Origin of the sequence: Pseudomonas sp. DCB_BI, assembly GCF_026240995.1 — a bacterium.
In the GTDB taxonomy this organism is placed as follows: domain Bacteria; phylum Pseudomonadota; class Gammaproteobacteria; order Pseudomonadales; family Pseudomonadaceae; genus Aquipseudomonas.
Genome location: NZ_JAPFCG010000001.1, coordinates 62150 through 81888, shown reverse-complemented (window position 1 = coordinate 81888; position 19739 = coordinate 62150). Strand labels below are relative to the sequence as shown.

Annotated in this window: 15 protein-coding genes; 9 read left to right on the top strand and 6 right to left on the bottom strand. The window is 62.0% G+C overall.

Going from position 1 to position 19739, the window contains the following annotated elements; genetic code table 11:
• Positions 1-75: 75 nt before the first annotated feature.
• The 3 genes from zwf to OO258_RS00360 are packed head-to-tail and all read left to right on the top strand — an operon-like array spanning position 76 to position 2943.
• A complete protein-coding gene (zwf, locus tag OO258_RS00370) occupies positions 76-1545 on the top strand; it encodes a glucose-6-phosphate dehydrogenase (protein WP_110745727.1) in 1470 nt (489 codons plus the stop codon).
• Positions 1532-2245: a 6-phosphogluconolactonase gene (gene pgl, locus OO258_RS00365; RefSeq protein ID WP_266028400.1), complete on the top strand. Its 714-nt coding sequence runs from the start codon at positions 1532-1534 to the stop codon at positions 2243-2245. The genes zwf and pgl overlap by 14 nt, the downstream gene beginning before the upstream one ends.
• Positions 2246-2262: 17 nt before the next feature.
• Positions 2263-2943, top strand: coding sequence for a bifunctional 4-hydroxy-2-oxoglutarate aldolase/2-dehydro-3-deoxy-phosphogluconate aldolase (locus OO258_RS00360; protein ID WP_110745725.1), 681 nt, complete (start codon positions 2263-2265; stop codon positions 2941-2943).
• 154 nt (positions 2944-3097) lie between these two features.
• Here OO258_RS00360 and leuA read toward each other — a convergent pair whose 3' ends face one another.
• From leuA to OO258_RS00340, 4 genes are all read right to left on the bottom strand, one after another.
• On the bottom strand, positions 3098-4771 hold the full coding sequence (gene leuA, locus OO258_RS00355) for a 2-isopropylmalate synthase (RefSeq protein WP_266028398.1): 1674 nt from the start codon (positions 4769-4771) through the stop codon (positions 3098-3100).
• 432 nt (positions 4772-5203) lie between these two features.
• The gene (locus OO258_RS00350; RefSeq protein ID WP_266028397.1) at positions 5204-6031 is read right to left on the bottom strand and encodes a M23 family metallopeptidase; all 828 of its coding nucleotides are present in this window, start codon (positions 6029-6031) and stop codon (positions 5204-5206) included.
• A gap of 3 nt (positions 6032-6034) precedes the next feature.
• On the bottom strand, positions 6035-7414 hold the full coding sequence (xseA, locus tag OO258_RS00345) for an exodeoxyribonuclease VII large subunit (RefSeq protein WP_004575640.1): 1380 nt from the start codon (positions 7412-7414) through the stop codon (positions 6035-6037).
• A gap of 205 nt (positions 7415-7619) precedes the next feature.
• Positions 7620-8498 carry a LysR family transcriptional regulator gene (locus tag OO258_RS00340; protein WP_266028395.1) on the bottom strand — a complete coding sequence of 293 codons (879 nt, stop codon included), beginning with the start codon at positions 8496-8498 and terminating at the stop codon, positions 7620-7622.
• A 97-nt stretch (positions 8499-8595) separates the two neighbouring features.
• Between OO258_RS00340 and OO258_RS00335 the strand changes: the two genes are divergently transcribed.
• The 4 genes from OO258_RS00335 (at position 8596) to guaA (ending at position 13168) form a co-directional block, all read left to right on the top strand.
• Positions 8596-9351: a sulfite exporter TauE/SafE family protein gene (locus OO258_RS00335; RefSeq protein ID WP_266028393.1), complete on the top strand. Its 756-nt coding sequence runs from the start codon at positions 8596-8598 to the stop codon at positions 9349-9351.
• A gap of 47 nt (positions 9352-9398) precedes the next feature.
• The gene (locus tag OO258_RS00330) at positions 9399-9956 is read left to right on the top strand and encodes a sugar ABC transporter ATPase (protein ID WP_110745721.1); all 558 of its coding nucleotides are present in this window, start codon (positions 9399-9401) and stop codon (positions 9954-9956) included.
• An 86-nt stretch (positions 9957-10042) separates the two neighbouring features.
• Positions 10043-11512 (top strand): IMP dehydrogenase, encoded by a 1470-nt coding sequence (gene guaB, locus OO258_RS00325; RefSeq protein ID WP_003255025.1) that lies wholly within the window; start codon positions 10043-10045, stop codon positions 11510-11512.
• Positions 11513-11590: 78 nt separating this feature from the next.
• Positions 11591-13168 (top strand): glutamine-hydrolyzing GMP synthase, encoded by a 1578-nt coding sequence (gene guaA / locus OO258_RS00320; protein WP_110745720.1) that lies wholly within the window; start codon positions 11591-11593, stop codon positions 13166-13168.
• Positions 13169-13223: 55 nt separating this feature from the next.
• Here the strand turns inward: guaA and OO258_RS00315 are convergent, their stop codons facing one another.
• Positions 13224-16181 carry a membrane-targeted effector domain-containing toxin gene (locus tag OO258_RS00315; protein WP_266028390.1) on the bottom strand — a complete coding sequence of 986 codons (2958 nt, stop codon included), beginning with the start codon at positions 16179-16181 and terminating at the stop codon, positions 13224-13226.
• A 200-nt stretch (positions 16182-16381) separates the two neighbouring features.
• On the opposite strand from OO258_RS00315, the gene OO258_RS00310 reads away from it, so the two are divergent.
• Together OO258_RS00310 and tadA are read left to right on the top strand one after the other, a co-directional pair.
• A complete protein-coding gene (locus OO258_RS00310) occupies positions 16382-17764 on the top strand; it encodes a multicopper oxidase family protein (protein WP_266028389.1) in 1383 nt (460 codons plus the stop codon).
• On the top strand, positions 17764-18243 hold the full coding sequence (gene tadA, locus OO258_RS00305; RefSeq protein ID WP_266028387.1) for a tRNA adenosine(34) deaminase TadA: 480 nt from the start codon (positions 17764-17766) through the stop codon (positions 18241-18243). The genes OO258_RS00310 and tadA overlap by 1 nt, the downstream gene beginning before the upstream one ends.
• 19 nt (positions 18244-18262) lie before the next feature.
• Here the strand turns inward: tadA and mltF are convergent, their stop codons facing one another.
• Complete coding sequence (mltF, locus tag OO258_RS00300) at positions 18263-19720, bottom strand: membrane-bound lytic murein transglycosylase MltF (RefSeq protein WP_266028385.1); 1458 nt, start codon at positions 19718-19720, stop codon at positions 18263-18265.
• Between the last annotated feature and the right edge of the window lie 19 nt (positions 19721-19739).

Here is a 19739-nt window from a genome sequence, read left to right as displayed (position 1 = left end):
TTTTACTACATTATCCCTTGAAAACCGTATGTGAAAGCGGTATTCCTAGACCAACTTTAGGAAAGAACCAACATCATGGCTGCGATCAGTGTCGAACCTTGCACCTTTGCCCTGTTTGGCGCCCTCGGCGATCTGGCATTGCGCAAGTTGTTTCCTGCGCTTTACCAGCTTGACCGGGCCAACTTGTTGCACCCGGACACTCGCCTGCTGGCGTTGGCCCGCGAAGCTGGCAGCGCGCAGGCGCATCTGGACCACATTGAAGCCCACTTGCGCCGACATGTGCCCGAAGCCGATATCGAGCCCGCCGCCCTGGGCCGATTCCTCGCCAGGCTGAGCTACCAGCACCTGGACTTCCTGCAGCCCGAGGGATACCAGGCCTTGGCCGAGCAGCTGCCAGACGAACTGCCGCTGATCGCCTATTTCGCCACAGCGGCTGCGGTGTACGGGGCCATCTGTGAAAACCTCGAAAAGGCCGGGCTGGCCGCGCGCACCCGGGTGGTGCTGGAAAAGCCCATCGGTCATGACCTTGAGTCGTCGCGACGGGTCAACGATGCTGTGGCGCGCTTCTTCCCTGAAAGCCGCGTCTACCGCATCGACCACTATCTGGGCAAGGAAACGGTGCAGAACCTGATTGCCCTGCGCTTCGCCAACAGCCTGTTCGAAACCCAGTGGAACCAGAATTCCATCTCCCATGTGGAGATCACCGTCGCCGAAAAGGTCGGTATCGAAGGCCGTTGGGGCTACTTCGACAAGGCTGGCCAATTGCGCGACATGATCCAGAACCACTTGTTGCAGCTGCTGTGCCTGATTGCCATGGACCCGCCCAGCGAGTTGTCTGCCGATGCCATCCGCGACGAGAAGGTCAAGGTGCTCAAGGCACTGGCACCGATCACCGGCGACGGCCTGAGCACTCGTGTGGTGCGTGGCCAGTACATTGCCGGCTACAGCGACGGCAAGCCGGTGCCGGGTTACCTGGAAGAAGACAACGCAAACGCCCAGAGCGACACCGAAACTTTCGTCGCCTTGCGCGCCGACATTCGCAACTGGCGCTGGTCAGGCGTACCGTTCTACCTGCGGACCGGTAAGCGCATGCCGCAAAAGCTGTCGCAGATCGTCATCCACTTCAAGGAAACCCCGCATTACATCTTCGCCCCGGAACAGCGTTTGCAGATCGGTAACAAGCTGATCATCCGCCTGCAACCGGACGAAGGCATTTCTTTGCGGGTGATGACCAAGGAGCAAGGTCTGGACAAGGGCATGCAACTGCGCAGCGGCCCGTTACAGCTGAATTTTTCCGATACCTGGCGCAGTGCGCGGATTCCTGATGCCTACGAGCGCTTGTTGCTCGAAGTGATGCGCGGCAACCAGAACCTGTTCGTGCGCAAGGACGAAATCGAGTATGCCTGGAAGTGGTGCGACCAGTTGATTGCCGGTTGGCGCAACGCAGGTGATGCGCCCAAGCCTTACGCGGCCGGCTCCTGGGGGCCGATGAGCTCGATTGCACTGATAACGCGCGATGGGAGGGCGTGGTATGGGGATATCTGAACTGAAACTGCCGGCAACTGTGAAGGCGCATAGCCTGGCAGATGCCAAGTCACTGGCTGCCACATTGGCACACGACGTGGCCGAGCGCCTGCGTGCGGCCATCGCGGCCAAGGGCCAGGCCTGCGTGGTGCTTTCCGGTGGCCGCAGCCCGGTACCGTTTCTGGAAAAACTGGCCAGCGAAAACCTGGATTGGGCCAACGTCACTGTCAGCCTGGCCGATGAGCGCTGGGTGCCGGTGGAACACGCCGACAGCAATGCCGGCCTGCTGGCCCGCCACCTGCTCAAGGGCGCGGCGGGCAAGGCCCGCTTCGTTGGCCTGTATCAGCAGGCAGATAACCTGGATGCCGCTGCACTCAAGGCCGACCAGGCCTTGGCCGGCCTGCCGCCGATCGACGTGCTGGTGCTGGGCATGGGTGACGATGGTCATACCGCCTCGCTGTTCCCCGGCAGCCCCAACCTGGGCGCTGGCCTGGACCTGGCCAGCCCGCGCCGCTGCCTGCCGTTGCTGGCGCCGAGCGTGCCGCACCAGCGCCTGTCGCTGACCCGTTCGCTGCTGGCCAGTGCTGCCTTTACCGCGCTGTCCGTGCAAGGCCAGGGCAAACTCGCTACCCTGCGCGCCGCGCTGGCTGGCAACGACCTTAACGAAATGCCGATTCGCGCTTTTCTTCACGCCCCCCTGGACATCTACTGGTGCCCATGAGCCAAGGATCCACAGTCATGACCACCCTCGAACGCCCACAGTCCAAGCTCTCGATGGCCGACAAAGCCGCGCGGATCGACGCCATTTGCGAGAAGGCGCGCATCCTGCCGGTGATCACCATCGCCCGTGAGGAAGACATCCTACCGCTGGCCGATGCCTTGGCCGCGGGCGGCATCCGCACTCTGGAAGTTACGTTGCGCTCACAGCATGGCCTGAAGGCCATCCAGGTGCTGCGCGAACAGCGCCCGGAGCTATGCGTCGGCGCCGGTACCGTGCTTGATCGCGGCATGTTCGCTGCCGTTGAAGCTGCGGGTGCGCAATTCGTCGTTACCCCGGGTATTACCCAGGATATTCTCGAAGCCGGTGTAGAAAGCGAGATACCTCTGCTGCCGGGCATCAGCACACCGTCCGAAATCATGATGGGTTACGCGCTGGGCTATCGCCGCTTCAAGCTGTTCCCGGCAGAAATCAGCGGCGGCGTGGCCGCGATCAAGGCCTTTGGCGGCCCGTTCGGCGATATACGCTTTTGCCCGACTGGCGGCGTGAACCCGGCCAATGTACGTAACTACATGGCGTTGCCCAATGTAATGTGCGTGGGCGGCACCTGGATGCTCGACAGCAGCTGGATCAAGAACGGCGACTGGGCGCGCATCGAAGCGTGCAGTGCCGAGGCGATGGCGCTGCTGGACGCCAACTGAATTTGTTGTGTGCTTTACGGCTTATGGGGCGCTTGGTCGGCGCCCTTTTTTTATGGGCCGCGCCTGCGGCTAGCCGGTGCATGAAGCCTTCCCGAGAGACTCGGGCGAAAAAAAACCGCATCCCAGGATGCGGTTTTTTTGTTGGGTAGAACTATCAGGCAGCTTGGGCTTCCTGTTGGCTCAGCGAACGGTTCAGGGCACTGAACAGGGCCTTGAAGCTGGCCGTGGTGATGTTTTCATCGATACCCACACCATGGACAGGGCGACCGCCGGCCACGCGCAGCTCGATGTAGGCTGCTGCCTTGGCGTTGGTGCCAGCGCCAATCGCATGCTCGTTGTAGTCCATGATCTCCACCGCAACCGGCAGGCCGGCTACCAGGGCTTCCAGGGCGCCGTTGCCCTTGCCGCGCCAGTGCAGGGTGGTTTCACCTTCACCGGCAACTTCCACTTCCACGGCACTGTGGCCGTTTTCTTCCTGCAGGCGGTGGCTCACCAGCGCGTACGGCGCGTTCGCCTGGAGGTATTCCTTGTGCAGCAGGCTGTAGATTTGCTGGGCAGTCATTTCCAGGCCCAGACGGTCGGTTTCACCCTGTACCACCTGGCTGAATTCGATCTGCATGCGGCGTGGCAGGCTGATGCCGTATTCCTGCTCGAGCAGGTAGGTGATGCCGCCTTTGCCCGACTGGCTGTTGACGCGGATCACTGCCTCGTAGCTGCGGCCGATGTCGGCCGGGTCGATCGGCAGGTACGGCACTTCCCACAGCTCGCCTTCTTGCTGTTTGGCGAAGCCCTTGCGAATGGCGTCCTGGTGCGAGCCGGAGAACGCGGTGTGAACCAGGTCGCCCACGTACGGGTGACGCGGGTGCACCGGCAGCTGGTTGCACTCTTCGACCACCTTGCGTACCCCGTCGATGTCGGAGAAGTCCAGCAGCGGGTCGATGCCCTGGGTGTAGAGGTTCAGTGCCAGGGTCACCAGGTCGACGTTACCGGTACGCTCGCCGTTGCCGAACAGGCAGCCTTCAGCGCGGTCGGCACCGGCCATGAGGCCCAGTTCGGTGGCAGCGATGCCGGTGCCACGGTCGTTGTGGCAGTGCAGGCTGATGATCACGCTGTCGCGGCGGCTGACATTGCGGCAGAACCACTCGATCTGGTCGGCATAGATGTTCGGCGTCGACACTTCGACCGTGGCCGGCAGGTTGAGGATGATCTTGTGCTCGGGCGTCGGGTTCCACACCTCGATGACCGCGTCGCAGACTTCCTTGGCGAATTCCATTTCGGTAGCGCTGAAGGTTTCTGGCGAGTACTGGAAGGTCCAGTGGGTTTCCGGCTGCTGGGCAGCGTACTTGACGAACAGCTTGGCCGCGTTCACCGCGATGTCCTTCACGCCTTGCTTGTCTTGGTTGAAGACAATGCGGCGGAACGACGGGCTGGTGGCGTTGTACAGGTGGACGATGGCCTTTTTCGCCCCGCGCAGCGACTCGAAAGTACGCGCGATCAGGTCTTCACGCGCCTGGGTGAGCACCTGGATGGTGGTGTCGTCCGGGATGTGGCCGTCCTGGATCAAGGTACGCACGAAGTCGAAGTCGGTTTGCGAGGCGGACGGGAACGACGCTTCGATTTCCTTCACGCCAACCTGCACCAAGGTCTTCCAGAAGCGCAGTTTCTTCTCCGAGTCCATCGGCTCGATCAGCGACTGGTTGCCATCACGCAGGTCGGAACTGCACCAGATAGGGGCAGCGGTGATGGTCTTCGACGGCCAGGTACGATCGGGCAGGTCGATGGTCGGGAAGGCGCGGTACTTCTTCGAAGGGTCTTTGAGCATGGACATGGAAGCAATCCTTTTGTGTGCGGCCGAGATCGGGCCTGCCGAGCAATAACGAGATGAAGAGGCGAGGCGACGCGAATCAGCCTGGTAGTCGGGCGCTGACCAGGCAGAGGCTGCGATGTTGTCGGAGCAGGATGAGGGTGCTGAAGGTTTTCATGCCTTCAAACTTAACCAGTGGGGTGGGGGATGGCAAGCGTTCGGGAAAAATTGAGAGAAATGCTTAAAAAAAGTGATTAGGCGAGATTTTATGGCTTGGATCTGCTGGGCGCTTATTGATGTTTGCGCAGTATTTTTCAATGACGCAACGCGGTTGAACTGCTTTCGACTGTGCTGGCCGCTTCGCGGGCATGCCCGCTCCCACAAGTATTGTGCTGTGTCTGAAGGCTTCGCCGTACCTGTGGGAGCGGGCGCGCCCGCGAAGCAGGCGGCGCAATTTCAGGGCTGGAATGCGCCAATGAAAATCGCTGGATCCACCCGTGCATCGTTCAGGCTGACATTCCAGTGCATGTGCGGTCCGGTAGCCCGCCCGGTCGAGCCCACCCGCCCGACCACCTCGCCACGGCGCAGTTGCTGGCCGACCTGCACATCGATTTTCGACATGTGGCAGAACATGCTGATGAAGCCCTGGCCATGGTCGACAAACACCGTGCGGCCATTGAAAAAGTAGTCACCCACCAGAATCACCTTGCCATTGGCCGGGGTCTTGATCGGCGTACCCGCCGGCACGGCGAAGTCCAGCCCGGCATGCGGGTTGCGCTCTTCGCCATTGAAGAAGCGGCGCACGCCGAACTTGCTCGACAGCGGGCCACTGACCGGCTTGTCGAGGATCAGGTTGCTCGGCAGGTTCGGGCTGAAGCTGCGGTAGGCCTTGATCTGCTCGGCCAGCTCACGGTCGATGCGCTTGAGGTCGGCCGGGTTAGGGTTGACCTGGCGGGTGTTCTTCAAGGTGATGCGCTGTTCAGGGTATTTCTTGCTGCCGACCGAAAAGGGCAGGGTACGCCCGCCTTGGCTCAGCACGGCGGTGCCGGGTTTCTGGGTCAGCGGGATGCCAACGATGGCCAGCCAGTTGTCCTGTTCCTTCACCACCAGCACCGGTTTGCCGTCAAAGCGGGCGCTTGGCGCGCTGGCGGCGGGGCCGAGGTCGATCACCGCCACGCCGCCCGGCACTGGCTTGTTCAACGCGCGGGTGATGTAGCTGGCCTGGGCACCGCCGGCCAGCAGCAACAGAAAAAGGGCGAGCAGGGGCGCGAGCAGGCGGGGCATGTGTCAGTCCAGTAGTGAAAGGGTGACCGGGGTCAGGTGGTTGTCTTCGACCCGCACCAGCAGCTCGCCTTCGTTCAGGCGGGCAGTCAGGCGTTGGCCATTGCGGGTCTGTTCGGCGCTGCGAATGGCCTGGCCTTGTTCATCCAGCAAAATGCTGTAGCCGCGGGCCAAGGTGGCCAGCGGACTGACCACTTGCAGTGTCTGCAACTGGGCCTGGAACCGCTGGCGGCGGTCCTTGAGCACCTCACGCATGGCCCGTGGCAGGCGCTCGGCCAGGCTGTCCAGGCGCTGGTTCAGCAGTTTCAGGTTACGGCCCGGATGCTGCGCGGCCAGGCGGGCGTCCAGGCGTGCCAGGCGTTCGCGGCGCTGGTTGAGGTTGAGCATGAACGCGCGACGCAGGCGCATGTCCAGGTCGTCCAGGCGTTGAGCCTGCTGGCGCAAACGCTCGCCTGGGTGACGCAGCCGGCGGGTGAGTGACTCCAGGCGCAGGCGGTCGTGGGTCAGGCGGTTCTGCATGCGCAACAGCAGGCGCCGTTGCAGGCCATCCAGGCGTTGCCGAAGGCCGCTGTTGTCAGGGGCCAGCAGCTCGGCGGCAGCCGACGGGGTGGGCGCGCGCACGTCAGCCACGAAGTCGCTGATCGACACGTCGGTTTCATGGCCCACGGCGCTGACAATGGGCGTGACGCAGGCGGCCACGGCACGTGCCACGGCTTCCTCGTTGAAACACCAGAGGTCTTCCAGCGAACCACCACCCCGCGCCAGAATCAGCGCATCGAAGCCGAGGCTGTCGGCCAGGCGGATGGCGCGTACGATCTGCGCGATGGCTTCGCGGCCTTGTACCGCCGTTGGGATCAGGTTCAGCTCCACCTGCGGGGCACGGCGGCCGAACACACTGATGATGTCGCGGATCACCGCGCCGGTGGGCGAGGTGATGATGCCGATGCGCTGCGGGTGAGCCGGCAGTGGCTTCTTTCGTTCGGTGCTGAACAGCCCCTCGGCACCGAGCTTTTCCTTCAGGGCCTCGAAAGCCAAGCGCAGCGCGCCATCACCGGCTGGCTCGACAGTGTCGAGAATCAGCTGGTAGTCGCCACGTCCCTCGAACAGCGAAACCTTGCCGCGCACCCGCACCGCCAGGCCGTCTCGCAGCGCCTGGCGTACCCGCGTGGCGTTCTGCCGGAACAACGCGCAACGCACCTGGGCGCCGCTGTCCTTGAGGGTGAAGTACATGTGGCCGGACGCCGGGCGGGCGAGGTTGGAGATTTCGCCTTCCACCCACACGCTGCGGAAAACGTCTTCCAGCAGCACGCGGGCGCGGCCGTTGAGTTGGCTGACGGTAAGGACCTCGCGGTCCAGCCCGAGTCGTTCGAAAGGGTCTTTGATCATGGCAGGCATCATAAATGACATCGGCCCCGGTTGTCTGTCTTGCCCCTACTGTCAGCCTTGACCCAATCCTTGTGGGAGCGGCCTTGCGTCGCGAAAGGGCCGCAACGCGGCCCCGGCACTTCATGCGGCGAAGCTGAAAACCTGGGGCCGCATCGCGGCCCTTTCGCGACGCGAGGCCGCTCCCACAAGACCGCAACCGGTGCCTTCAGCCCTGCATCGTCGCCACGAACTGCCGCACCAGTTGCCCCGCATCACGGCGACAGGCCAGTGCCACTGTGCTCTGGCAATCACCCTCCAGCGCTAAGAAGCTGACTGAAGCCGGGGCAATCTCGCACATGCACCGCGGCAACAACGCCACCCCAAACCCCGCCTGTATCAGCTGCAACTGCGTAGTCTTGCGCGACAGTACCTGCGCCGCCTGCGGGAAGAACCCTGCCCCCATGCACAACGAGGCCGACAGGTAGCTCAAGCCACCGCGATCCCGGTGCGGGATGGAAATGAAGCGTTCTTCCTTCAATTGCTCCAGTTGCACGTGCCGAGTACCCGCCAAGGGGTGCCCAGCGGCGACCGCTAGCAACAAGGGTTCGTCGAACAGTTCATGCAGCACCACGCCTTCATGCTGGCGCAGCACCGGCAAGCGCAACAGGCCGATATCCAGCCGTCCGGCAGCAATGTCTTCCAGTTGTGCCTCCGACGACTGCTGCGCAATCTCCAGCGAAACCCCTGGGTTGTGCTTCAGGTAGTTCCCCAGGCGAGCCAGAAGCCCGCCGGTCAGCGGCACGGTGCTGGAATGGTTCAGGCGCAAGCTGCCTTGCAACCCTTGGCCAATGTCACGGGTAACCCGCTCCGCCTGTGCAAGGTCAGCCAGCAAGCGTCGCGCCCGTTCAAGAAAGGCCTGACCGGCCAGCGTCAGGCGAGGCAGGCGCGCCGTGCGTTCGAACAGCGGCGTGCCCAGTTGCTGCTCCAGCTCCTTGATCTGCCGGCTAAGGGCCGACTGGGCGACGTACAGTCGCTCGGCTGCACTGCTGAAGCTGCCACACTCGGCGATTTCCACGAAGTAACGCAACTGTCGGATCGACGTCATGTCATGCCTTTTCGAGATGGCTTTTGGGATAAAGGCATATTAGTCGGCATGGCTCATGGCTGGCTAACCTTTGCCTGTCTTCCCAGGAACTGCTGCCATGCTTGCCCAACTGTCGTTTTCCGGCCTTGACTGGCTGCCGATCCTGCTCGGCATCGCTGCGGCCTACATCGTCTTCGGCATTGCCGGCTTCGGTACTGCACTCGTGGCGGGGCCGGTGCTGATTCACTTCATGCCGTTGTCACGCATCATCCCGTTGCTGGTGCTGCTGGATTTTGTGGCCGCGTTCGGCAACCTGCTGCCGTCGCGCCGGGATGTGGTACGCAGTGAATTGCTGCGGCTGCTGCCCTTCATGGCCTTGGGTTGTACGTTGGGCGTGGTGTTCCTGCTGCAACTGAAGTCCGACCTGTTGCTGCTGTTGATGGGGGTATTCGTGACTGCCTATGCACTTTACGGGCTGGCAGTGAAAGTGAGGCCAGCCAGCCTGTCCGGCTTCTGGGCGGTGCCAATGGGCACGGCAGGCGGGTTGTTCGGGGCTTTGTTCGGCAGCGGCGGGTTTCTTTATGCCCTTTACCTGAGCGCACGTCTGGAGGTGAAGGAACAGGTACGCGCCACCCAGAGCGCGCTGATCAGCTGCAGTACGATAGTGCGTCTGTCGCTGTTCCTGATCGCCGGTGTCTATGCCGACCAAAGCCTGCTGCTGCTCGCCGCCTGCCTGCTGCCTGTCATGTTCATTGGCCTGTGGGTAGGGCGTCGGTTGACCCACCGGTTATCCCGTGAAGCCTTCGTACGGCTGGTGACCTGGCTGGTGCTGGCCAGCGGCCTGGCGCTGATCGGTCGCTACCTCAGCGCCTGAGCGGTAGAATTGCGCCATTACCGCAGTTTTGCAGGCCAGTCCCGTTCATGAACACCCAGAGCATCATCGTTCCCAAGCTGTCTACCGTGCCGGTGCACGAAGCCCGGGCCCGCGCCATCCTGCGCTGGCTGGTGCGCGAAAAGGTCGTCGAGGAACAGCTGACCACCTGTGGCCGCACCGGCAACCGCATGGGCCATGCCCTGGCGGCAGGGGCGCGCAAAGTGGCCCTGCACCCGGAAAAACTGCCCTTCGGCGAGCCAGTCAACGGCCTGGAAGTGATGCTCAAGCGCTGCATCTATACACCCACCGACGGTTTTCTCGAAGAAGCCGGTTGCCCGGAGTGCCGGCGCGAGGTGGGCGAGCCATTGTTCGAAAGCCTGGAAGAGTGGATGCCGGCGGTGAGCGACAACTTCACCTGCCCGCTGTGCGGCTTCGAAGATGACATCAATGGCTTCATTTACCTGCAGCCATGTGCCTTTTCCAATCTGGGGTTCATCTTCAACAACTGGGGCGAGGCCGGGTTTACCCAGGCCTTTCTCGACAGCTTCGCCGACTGGCTCGACCAGCCGGTGACCGTGGTGCAGGTAAAACTGCCACAAGGCTGACCGAAGGCCCTTATTTTGCATTGAGCGGCGCGCCGTGCATGAGTATAATGGCGCGCTTCCATTTTTCCCGCCCGGGAGCCCCCGCGATGCTGCGTATCAGCCAAGAAGCCCTGACCTTCGACGATATCCTCCTTGTACCTGGCTATTCCGAGGTACTGCCCAATGAAGTCAGTCTCAAGACCCGTTTGACTCGTGGCATCGAGCTGAACATTCCGCTGGTTTCCGCCGCCATGGATACCGTGACCGAAGCGCGCCTGGCCATTGCGATGGCTCAGGAAGGCGGCATCGGCATCATCCACAAGAACATGACCATCGAGCAGCAGGCCGGCGAAGTACGCAAGGTCAAGAAGTTCGAGGCTGGCGTGGTCAAGGACCCGATCACCATCGACGCCGACGCTACCGTGCGCGACTTGTTCGAGCTGACCCGCCTGAACAACATTTCTGGTGTTCCGGTGCTGGCCAACGGCGACCTGGTCGGTATCGTCACTTCCCGTGACGTGCGCTTCGAAAACCGCCTGGACGCCAAGGTTCGCGACGTGATGACGCCAAAAGAGCGCCTGGTCACCGTCCGCGAAGGCGCCGACAAGAACGAAGTCCGCGAACTGCTGCACAAGCACCGCCTGGAAAAAGTCCTGATCGTTGACGACAAGTTCAACCTCAAGGGCATGATGACCGTCAAGGACATCGAAAAGGCCAAGGCCTACCCGCTGGCGAGCAAGGACGACCAAGGCCGCCTGCGCGTTGGCGCTGCCGTCGGCACCGGCAAGGACACCGGCGAGCGCGTTGCTGCCCTGGTGGCGGCTGGCGTTGATGTCGTCGTCGTCGACACTGCCCACGGCCACTCCAAAGGCGTGATCGACCGCGTGCGCTGGGTGAAAGAAACCTACCCGCAAGTGCAGGTGATCGGCGGCAACATCGCCACCGGCGCTGCCGCCAAGGCCCTGGCCGAAGCAGGCGCTGACGCCGTCAAGGTCGGTATCGGCCCAGGCTCTATTTGCACCACCCGTATCGTTGCCGGTGTCGGCGTGCCGCAAATCAGCGCCATCGCCAACGTCGCCGCAGCACTGGAAGGCACTGGCGTGCCACTGATCGCCGACGGCGGCATCCGCTTCTCCGGTGACCTGTCCAAGGCCATCGTTGCCGGTGCTTCCTGCGTGATGATGGGTTCGATGTTCGCCGGTACCGAAGAGGCCCCGGGCGAAGTCGAACTGTTCCAGGGCCGTTCCTACAAGGCCTATCGTGGCATGGGCTCGCTGGGTGCCATGGCACAGGCGCAAGGCTCGTCTGACCGTTACTTCCAGGACTCCTCGGCCGGTGCCGAGAAGCTGGTACCGGAAGGTATCGAAGGTCGCGTTCCCTACAAGGGCGCACTGGCCGCGATCATCCACCAGCTGATGGGCGGCCTGCGTTCGTCCATGGGCTACACCGGCAGCGCAACCATCGAAGAAATGCGCACCAAGCCGGAGTTTGTACGCATCACCGGCGCCGGCATGGCCGAGTCCCACGTGCATGACGTGCAGATCACCAAAGAAGCCCCTAACTACCGCGTAGGCTGAGGCTTCCAGCAACATTTACAAGCGGGGCTGTCACGACAGCCCCGCGTCGTTTCCGATTTCCACTGACGAGATTGAGTCATGGCCCTCGATATTCACGCTCACCGTATCCTGATCCTCGATTTCGGTTCCCAGTACACCCAGCTGATCGCCCGCCGCGTGCGCGAAATCGGCGTTTACTGCGAACTGCACCCGTTCGACATGGCCGATGAAGCGATCCGCGAGTTCAACCCGCGCGGCATCATTCTCGCCGGCGGCCCCGAGTCGGTCCACGAAGCCGATAGCCCGCGCGCCCCTCAGGCCGTGTTCGACCTGAACGTGCCGGTGCTGGGCATCTGCTACGGCATGCAGACCATGGCCGAGCAGATGGGCGGCAAGGTCGAAGGTTCCGACCTGCGTGAATTCGGTTATGCCCGCGTGGACGTGGTCGGCAAGAGCCGCCTGCTCGACGGCATCGAAGACCATGTCGACGACGACGGCGTACTGGGCCTGGACGTGTGGATGAGCCACGGCGACAAGGTCACCCAGATGCCAGGCAACTTCCACGTGCTGGCCAGCACCCCAAGCTGCCCGATCGCCGGCATGTTCGACGACAGCCGCGGCTACTATGGCGTGCAGTTCCACCCGGAAGTGACCCACACCAAGCAGGGCGGTCGCATCCTGTCCCGTTTCGTGCAGGACATCTGCGGCTGTGAAGCCCTGTGGACCCCGTCCAACATCGTCGAAGACGCCATCGCCCAGGTGCGTGAGCAAGTCGGTTCGGCCAACGTCCTGCTGGGCCTGTCCGGCGGCGTCGACAGCTCGGTAGTTGCCGCGCTGCTCCACCGCGCCATTGGCGACCAACTGACCTGCGTATTCGTCGACAACGGCCTGCTGCGCCTGCACGAAGGCGACCAGGTAATGGCCATGTTCAAGGAGAACATGGGCGTCAAGGTCATCCGCGCCGATGCTGAAAAGCAATTCCTCGACAACCTGGAAGGCGAAGCCGACCCGGAGAAGAAGCGCAAGATCATCGGCCGCACCTTCATCGATATCTTCGATGCCGAAGCCAGCAAGCTGGAGAACATCCAGTTCCTTGCCCAGGGCACCATCTACCCTGACGTGATCGAGTCGGCTGGCGCCAAGAGCGGCAAGGCCCACGTGATCAAGTCGCACCACAACGTCGGTGGCCTGCCGGAGGAAATGAACCTCAAGCTGGTCGAGCCGCTGCGTGAACTGTTCAAGGACGAAGTGCGCAAGATCGGCCTGGAGCTGGGCCTGCCGTACGACATGGTCTACCGCCACCCGTTCCCGGGCCCTGGCCTGGGCGTGCGTATCCTGGGTGAAGTGAAGAAGGAATACGCCGACATCCTGCGTCGCGCTGACCACATCTTCATCGAAGAGCTGCGCAAGGCCGACTGGTACCACAAGACCAGCCAGGCATTCGTGGTGTTCCAGCCGGTCAAGTCGGTTGGCGTCGTTGGCGACGGTCGTCGCTACGCCTGGGTTGTCGCCCTGCGTGCCGTCGAGACCGTGGACTTCATGACCGCGCGTTGGGCACACCTGCCATACGAGCTGCTGGAAACCGTCAGCGGCCGTATCATCAACGAAATCGACGGTATCTCGCGCGTTACCTACGACGTGTCGAGCAAGCCGCCGGCCACGATCGAGTGGGAATAAGCTGAGCCACAAGGGCGCCGCAAGGCGCCCTTGTCGTATCTGCGCCTTGCCTGGCTCAAGGGGCAATGTGTTGCATGCCGCGTAATCTCAGTCGGGCATGAAGTTCGGCAAGGTTTTGAAAGCGACGTTCATGAATGGCCGGCCAGTCGGGGCGCTCCACGTAGTAAAACCGCCCATCGCGCTTGATCAGCGTGCGTCGCAAGGTCGAATCCCGGCTGCGGTTGATCAGGTATTCCTGGCCATTGGTACGTTCGATCGCGTATTCGCCAGGCCTTACCAGCAGGCTTTCGAAATCCGGTGATGGCGGGCGGGTGGTCAACACTCCGGCGCGTAGCCGCAGGTCGCTTTGCACATGCCTTACCGTGCCACCTTCGTCCCGGGCATCCACACCGGGGTCTGTGCTGTAAGCGTCAGGTTCGTCGATCGGGCGGTCTTCGACACGCAGTCCGATCGCGCCTTCTGTTTCAGCCAGGCCGGTGACGCCATGGAAGGTGTTGGCGTGGGTGCTGCCGACCAGCGCAATCCATTTTCCCGAGCCGCGCGCAGCTTGGTCTGCCTGGATAATCAAGTGTGCATGGAAGTTCATCATGCGCTGGCGTGCCACATCGGAAACGGGGGTCGCCCACGCCTGGCGGTAACTGGCCATGCAGTCGATGGACTGTATGCGTATGCCGTTTTTCTGCGCGCTGACCAGTACCTGCCGAAAGGTGTAGCGGCCTTCGGCGTCGGTGCGGTGGCCGACATCCTGGCTTTCCACATAGTGATCCAGCTCCTGCGGCATCACGCCTGTGCGGTTGAAGGCATCGATGTCTGCTTGCTGAAAGTCGGTGGTGAAGTGCTCCATGTACAGCGTCTTTACCTTCAGCTTGCGTAGCAGGCGCATGTTGTCGATCAGCAATCGCTTGCTGCCAAGACCACTGTGCGCTTCGCCAATCACCAAGCCGTTACTGTTCTGGTACAGGGTTTTGAAAACGGGTTTGGATGAAGCGTTGGCGGGGATTTCGGGTATCTGTGGACGTGGCGGTGTTTGCACCGTGGTCATGAACGCATCGGCATCGGCCGCCAATTGATCTCGTAGCTGGCGGAATCGGCCGATGGCAGCCTGTCGATCCGGGGCATCGAGGAATACTCGCGTACCTGTAATCTCATCATCGGAAACATCCTTCAGTGAGGCGCGCAGGTCGGCTGGTATTTCATAAGGGGTGCCGGGCATGGGCGGCACGTTTGCGCTTGCTGTCGGGCGGCCCCAGATTTTCAGGCTCGAAAGCATGCCCCCGTTGAGGCCAAGGCGCTCCACCGGGCGCCACTGGCCTGCGGCATCCAGGCGGATCGGCAAGCTTTTGTAAAAAGAGAACGGGTTGTCAGGGGCGACAATGGTCCAGGATTTCAGTTCGGGTACAAAACGCACTTGGTAAGGCATGTCGTCGATCAGTGCGTAAAACTGCCCATCCTGCAGATGGATACCTTCAAGAAACCCAGTGCCAGGTTTGCTGCCAAGCACTACATTCGTCTCGAATGGGCGCAGGGCGTCCCAACTGCCGGTTGGCCGGAAGGGCTGGGGTATCCAGGTTTCAATTGCGTCTGCCACCTCTGAAGCACTTGCCTCATCGGGCTCCCCGCTGTGTTCCTGCGCTGATTCTTCCGCCGGTGCCGGGGGGGGGCCTTCCTCGGTCGCAGCGCCTGCTTCCGCCGCTTCTGCGAAATCAGTAAGGGGCTTGCCGGGTGCACTGAGCAGAAAGGTCGCATTGAACAGTGTCTCGATGGCGGCGAAAATCGCGCCGGTAACACCTGCCTTGCGTTCACGCGTCGTGTGCCCGTGAATCGCCTGGTAAATGTTCAAACCCATGTCAGCAATGCCAGCCCCCACCAGCGCCAACGCCACTGGCCAACTCACTGCCGCCATAGGGCCGAACACCTGCAGGCCTGCCTTCAAGTAGCCGATCCACAATTGTCTGCGCAGGTCTGCGTTGGAACGCAGAGAGAAATGCGCATCATCGATCATTCGCTGGCGGGCTTTGTTGCGCAGCCAGTCGAAGGCATCCTCCTCAATGGCCAGGTCGAGGGTGTTGAGGCCGCTGTAATCATGGTTGCCCCAGCCATGAAACAGCAGGTCGATCAGGTTGTTCAGCCCGACTTTGCCGTCAGCTTCCTCGCGGTCGTCAAGGGAAAAATGTGCCAGGAAACGGGTTCGGTTTTCGACATAGGTGCAATTTGTGAGCACCCACCAGAACAGTGCCTGGTTACTCGGGAAATAATGCAGACCGTCGACATCACCCGGCAGGTAAATCAGCTGGCTGCCGTTGGCCAATTGCAGGCGAAGGATGTCCGTCGCCACATATCCGCCAATGTCGAGCGCGCAGACGCGCGTAGCACCACCCGGTAATACCCTTTGTTGCAGTGCCTCCAGCGACGGCGGCCAGGTTGTCTCGCCCACCAGGGCATCAGCGATATCCTGCGCGTGACGGGCTAGCGCTGATGAGGGGTGTTCTGCGCAAACTTCCAGTAATTTGCTCATGAAGTTGGCTTTGGCCAACGTGCGGAAGTTCTCTGAATGCTCGGCCCAGAAAGACGTCATCCGCGTTTTGAATGCCGTGGCAAAATCAATGCTCCAGAAATAATCCAGAACCTCCTTGGCTTCGAGTCGAACTTCATTGCGCTCGTCATACACGTCTTTGCCTGGCCCATCGCTGTAGAAGCCAACGAGATAACTGAGCACGTCGGCGTTGTCCTGGGCCTGGGCATCGAAGCGGTGCATGACCAATTGGGGCAGAGTCAGGGATTCATAGGGCTGATCCAGGTGTTGCCAACCGTTGAAGGTTCGAGGGCTGCTGACGGCGGTGTGAAAACGGTGCAGGTAGACATTGTCGGGCTCCAGCGCCTTCAGATCATGGCGCTCGAGGAGTTGTTGCGCGACTTCACGCGCCATCTCGCGCATGTCAGGGCAGTCTTCAGTGAGGTGTGCAGCGAGGGTCATCAGCTTTCGCTGGTCGCCGGGGAGGGTGTCGGCAAGCATCACGGTGGTCCAATTGAAGTGAAAGGGTGCCAGTTTCAAACCGCCGTGAGCCAGGGAGGTGGTGCTTATTGCTTGTCAGGTTGCTTCGGGACGCCGGGTTTTCACTTAATATTTCCCATTTGCAGGTGTATCGTATTCGCCCTTCATCGCCAGCCCACTGCTGGCAGCTTGATTGCGCAGAACATGAGGTACCCGCACCGATGTCCTTCACCCGTCGACAAATGCTCAAGGGCCTGACCGGCCTGGTTGTAGTTGGCCTGGGCGCCGGTGGCGCGGCGCGTTACTGGCTGGGCAAGGTCGAAGATGACAATGCTGGGCATGATTACGAGCTGATCGCCGCGCCGCTGGATGTCGAGCTGGTGCCAGGCTTCAAGACCGAGGCCTGGGCCTTCGGGCCGTCGGCACCGGGCACCGAGCTGCGCGTGCGCCAAGGCACTTGGTTGCGGGTGCGCTTCATCAACCACCTGCCGGTGGAAACCACCATTCACTGGCACGGCATCCGCCTGCCGCTGGAAATGGACGGCGTGCCTTATGTGTCGCAATTGCCGGTCAAGCCGGGTGAATACTTCGACTACAAGTTCCGCGTGCCGGATGCAGGCAGCTACTGGTATCACCCGCATGTCAGTAGCTCCGAGGAGCTGGGGCGCGGCCTGGTCGGCCCGCTGATCGTCGAGGAGCGCGAGCCGACCGGCTTCCAGCATGAGCGTACGCTGAGCCTGAAGAACTGGCACGTGGACGAGCAGGGCGCATGGCTGCCTTTCAGCATCCCGCGCGAGGCCGCGCGCAACGGCACTGCCGGGCGGTTGATCACCATCAACGGCCAGGCCGACTCGATCACCGAGCTGCCGACCGGCCAGGTGGTGCGGGTGCGCCTGCTGAACCTGGACAACACCTGGACCTACCGGATCAACCTCAAGGGCAACTGCGAGGCGAAAATCTATGCCCTCGATGGCAACCCGGTGACCCCGCGTACACTGGAAGACGAGTACTGGCTGGGCCCTGGCATGCGCATCTGCCTGGCTATCCGGATACCCAAGGCCGGTGAAGAGATCTCCCTGCGCGACGGTTTCGTGCGCCTGGGCACCCTGCGTTCGGTGGCCAGCACCGAAGCACCGGGCGAGTGGCCGCCGGCCCTGCCACCCAACCCGATCGCCGAGCCAGACCTGGAGAATGCTGAAAAGCTGAACTTCAATTTCGAGTGGGCGGCCAGCGTCTCTGTCACCCCTGATCCGGCCAAACCGTCGAGCATGTGGCAGATCAACGGCCAGGCCTGGGATATTACCGACAAGACCTGCGCCGATCGCCCCATCGCCACGTTGAAGAAAGGCAAGAGCTACATCTTCGAGCTGAAGAACATGACCCAGTACCAGCACCCGATCCACCTGCATGGCATGAGCTTCAAGGTGATTGCCTCGAACCGCCACGACATCAAGGAACCATGGTTCACCGACACCTACCTGCTGGGCAAGAACGAGCGCGCCCAGGTGGCATTGGTGGCGGATAATCCCGGCACCTGGATGTTCCACTGCCACGTCATCGACCACATGGAAACCGGCCTGATGGCCGCGATTGCGGTGGTCTGATGCGCCCGCAAATCATCGATCGCAGCCGCGATCAGGAATTCATGCGTCAGGCCCTGGCCCTGGCTGCCGAGGGCGCAGCGCTGGGCGAGGTGCCGGTGGGGGCGTTACTGGTGCAGCATGGGCAGGTGATCGGGCAGGGTTTCAACCGGCCGATCCTGGACAGCGACCCCAGTGCACATGCCGAGATGGTGGCGATCCGTGCGGCGGCCAGGTCGGCCAGTAATTATCGACTGCCCGGCAGCACCCTGTACGTGACCCTGGAGCCCTGCAGCATGTGCGCGGGGCTGATCGTACATTCGCGGGTGATGCGTGTGGTGTTCGGGGCACTGGAACCCAAGGCGGGGATCGTGCAGAGCCAGGGGCAGTTCTTTGCCCAGGGTTTCCTCAACCACCGGGTAATGGCGGAGGGGGGCGTACTGGCGGAGGAGTGCGGGCGGATCCTTAGCGACTTTTTCAAGGCCCGTCGGGCAAAAGCCTGAAACAGGCATCTTTGCGGGCTTACATCGGCGGGGCCTGATCCGCCGGCTTGTCCTTGTTCACCCCGGGCACATGCAGGTTGCCCTCGGCCACCTGGCCTTCGAGCTGTGGCTGTGTCACCCAGGTGAGGATGTCGTAGTAGCGGCGAATGTTGGCCACGAAGTGCACCGGCTCGCCGCCACGCGCATAACCATACTTGGTCTGCCTATACCACTGTTTCTGTGACAGCCGCGGCAGCATCTTCTTCACGTCCAGCCACTTGTTCGGGTTGAGCTTTTCGCGCTTGGCCAGAGTACGGGCGTCTTCCAGATGGCCGCTGCCGACGTTGTAGGCCGCCAGGGCAAACCAGGTGCGGTCCGGTTCCTGAATGCTGTCGTCGAGCTCCGCCTTGATCTTCATGAAGTACTTGGCACCGCCCTGGATGCTCTGCTTGGGGTCCAGCCGGTTCGACACGCCCATGGCTTGGGCGGTGCGCTGGGTCAGCATCATCAGGCCGCGCACGCCGGTCTTGGAGGTGACTTCCGGCTGCCACATCGATTCCTGGTAGCCGATCGCTGCCAACAGGCGCCAGTCGACCTGTTCAACCTTGGCGTAGCTCTTGAAGTGTTTCTCGTACTTGGGCAGGCGCTGTTGCAGGTGCTGGGCAAAGGTATAGGCACCGACGTAGCCGAGCACGTCGACATGGCCGTAGTAGCGGTCCTTCAGCCGTTGCAGGGTGCCGTTCTTCTGCGCCTTGTCGAGGAATTCGTTGATCTCGTTGAGCAGGCTGTTGTCTTCGCCCGCAGCTACAGCCCAACGCTGGTCACGGGAGTCGCCCACGTCAAAGGCAACCCTTACGTTGGGGAAGTACACCTGGTTCATCGCCAGTTCGTTGGAGTCGACCAGGGTCAGGTCGATCTGCCCTTCGTCGACCATGCGCAGCAAGTCGACCACCTCGACCGCATCGGATTCTTCGTACTCCAGACCCGGGTTCTGCTTTTTCAGCTCGGCCAGCAGGTCGGCATGGCTGCTGCCTTTGAGCACCATGATCTTCTTGCCGACCAGGCCCTTGGCGTTGGTAGGGCGCGGGCGGCCGTTGCGATAGACGACCTGCGGGGTCACTTCCAGATAAGGATGTGAATACTTTACCTGGGCCTTGCGCCGTTCGCTGCTGACCAGGCCGGCGGCGGCCAGCACCGGGCCAGAGGGCTTGCCGAGCGAATCGTAGAGTTCGTCCAGGTTGTCGGCGGTCTCGATCTGCAGCTTTACGCCGAGATCGTCGGCGAAATGCTGCACCAGCTCGTATTCGAAGCCGGTTTCACCGTTTCGGTCCTGGAAGTAGGTGGCTGGGCTGTTGCGGGTGATTACGCGCAGCACGCCGTCCTCCTTCACGCGCTCCAGGGTGCTGGGTTTTTCAACGCAGGCACCGAGCAGCAGAAAGAGTCCGGTTGCGAGGAGCCATTTGGCGCAACGCTGGCGCAAAGCAGTGTGGGCGAACATAGGTTGCAGTATACGCAAA

What these genes read in the sequence shown, in the direction of transcription:
- OO258_RS00310 (WP_266028389.1), top strand. Translation starts at nt 16,382, where the DNA reads ATGTCCTTCACCCGTCGACAAATGCTCAAGGGCCTGACCGGCCTGGTT.
- OO258_RS00350 (WP_266028397.1), bottom strand. Translation starts at nt 6,031, where the DNA reads ATGCCCCGCCTGCTCGCGCCCCTGCTCGCCCTTTTTCTGTTGCTGCTG.
- leuA (WP_266028398.1), bottom strand. Translation starts at nt 4,771, where the DNA reads ATGTCCATGCTCAAAGACCCTTCGAAGAAGTACCGCGCCTTCCCGACC.
- guaB (WP_003255025.1), top strand. Translation starts at nt 10,043, where the DNA reads ATGCTGCGTATCAGCCAAGAAGCCCTGACCTTCGACGATATCCTCCTT.
- pgl (WP_266028400.1), top strand. Translation starts at nt 1,532, where the DNA reads ATGGGGATATCTGAACTGAAACTGCCGGCAACTGTGAAGGCGCATAGC.
- guaA (WP_110745720.1), top strand. Translation starts at nt 11,591, where the DNA reads ATGGCCCTCGATATTCACGCTCACCGTATCCTGATCCTCGATTTCGGT.
- xseA (WP_004575640.1), bottom strand. Translation starts at nt 7,414, where the DNA reads ATGATCAAAGACCCTTTCGAACGACTCGGGCTGGACCGCGAGGTCCTT.
- tadA (WP_266028387.1), top strand. Translation starts at nt 17,764, where the DNA reads ATGCGCCCGCAAATCATCGATCGCAGCCGCGATCAGGAATTCATGCGT.
- OO258_RS00360 (WP_110745725.1), top strand. Translation starts at nt 2,263, where the DNA reads ATGACCACCCTCGAACGCCCACAGTCCAAGCTCTCGATGGCCGACAAA.
- zwf (WP_110745727.1), top strand. Translation starts at nt 76, where the DNA reads ATGGCTGCGATCAGTGTCGAACCTTGCACCTTTGCCCTGTTTGGCGCC.
- OO258_RS00330 (WP_110745721.1), top strand. Translation starts at nt 9,399, where the DNA reads ATGAACACCCAGAGCATCATCGTTCCCAAGCTGTCTACCGTGCCGGTG.
- OO258_RS00335 (WP_266028393.1), top strand. Translation starts at nt 8,596, where the DNA reads ATGCTTGCCCAACTGTCGTTTTCCGGCCTTGACTGGCTGCCGATCCTG.
- mltF (WP_266028385.1), bottom strand. Translation starts at nt 19,720, where the DNA reads ATGTTCGCCCACACTGCTTTGCGCCAGCGTTGCGCCAAATGGCTCCTC.
- OO258_RS00315 (WP_266028390.1), bottom strand. Translation starts at nt 16,181, where the DNA reads ATGCTTGCCGACACCCTCCCCGGCGACCAGCGAAAGCTGATGACCCTC.
- OO258_RS00340 (WP_266028395.1), bottom strand. Translation starts at nt 8,498, where the DNA reads ATGACGTCGATCCGACAGTTGCGTTACTTCGTGGAAATCGCCGAGTGT.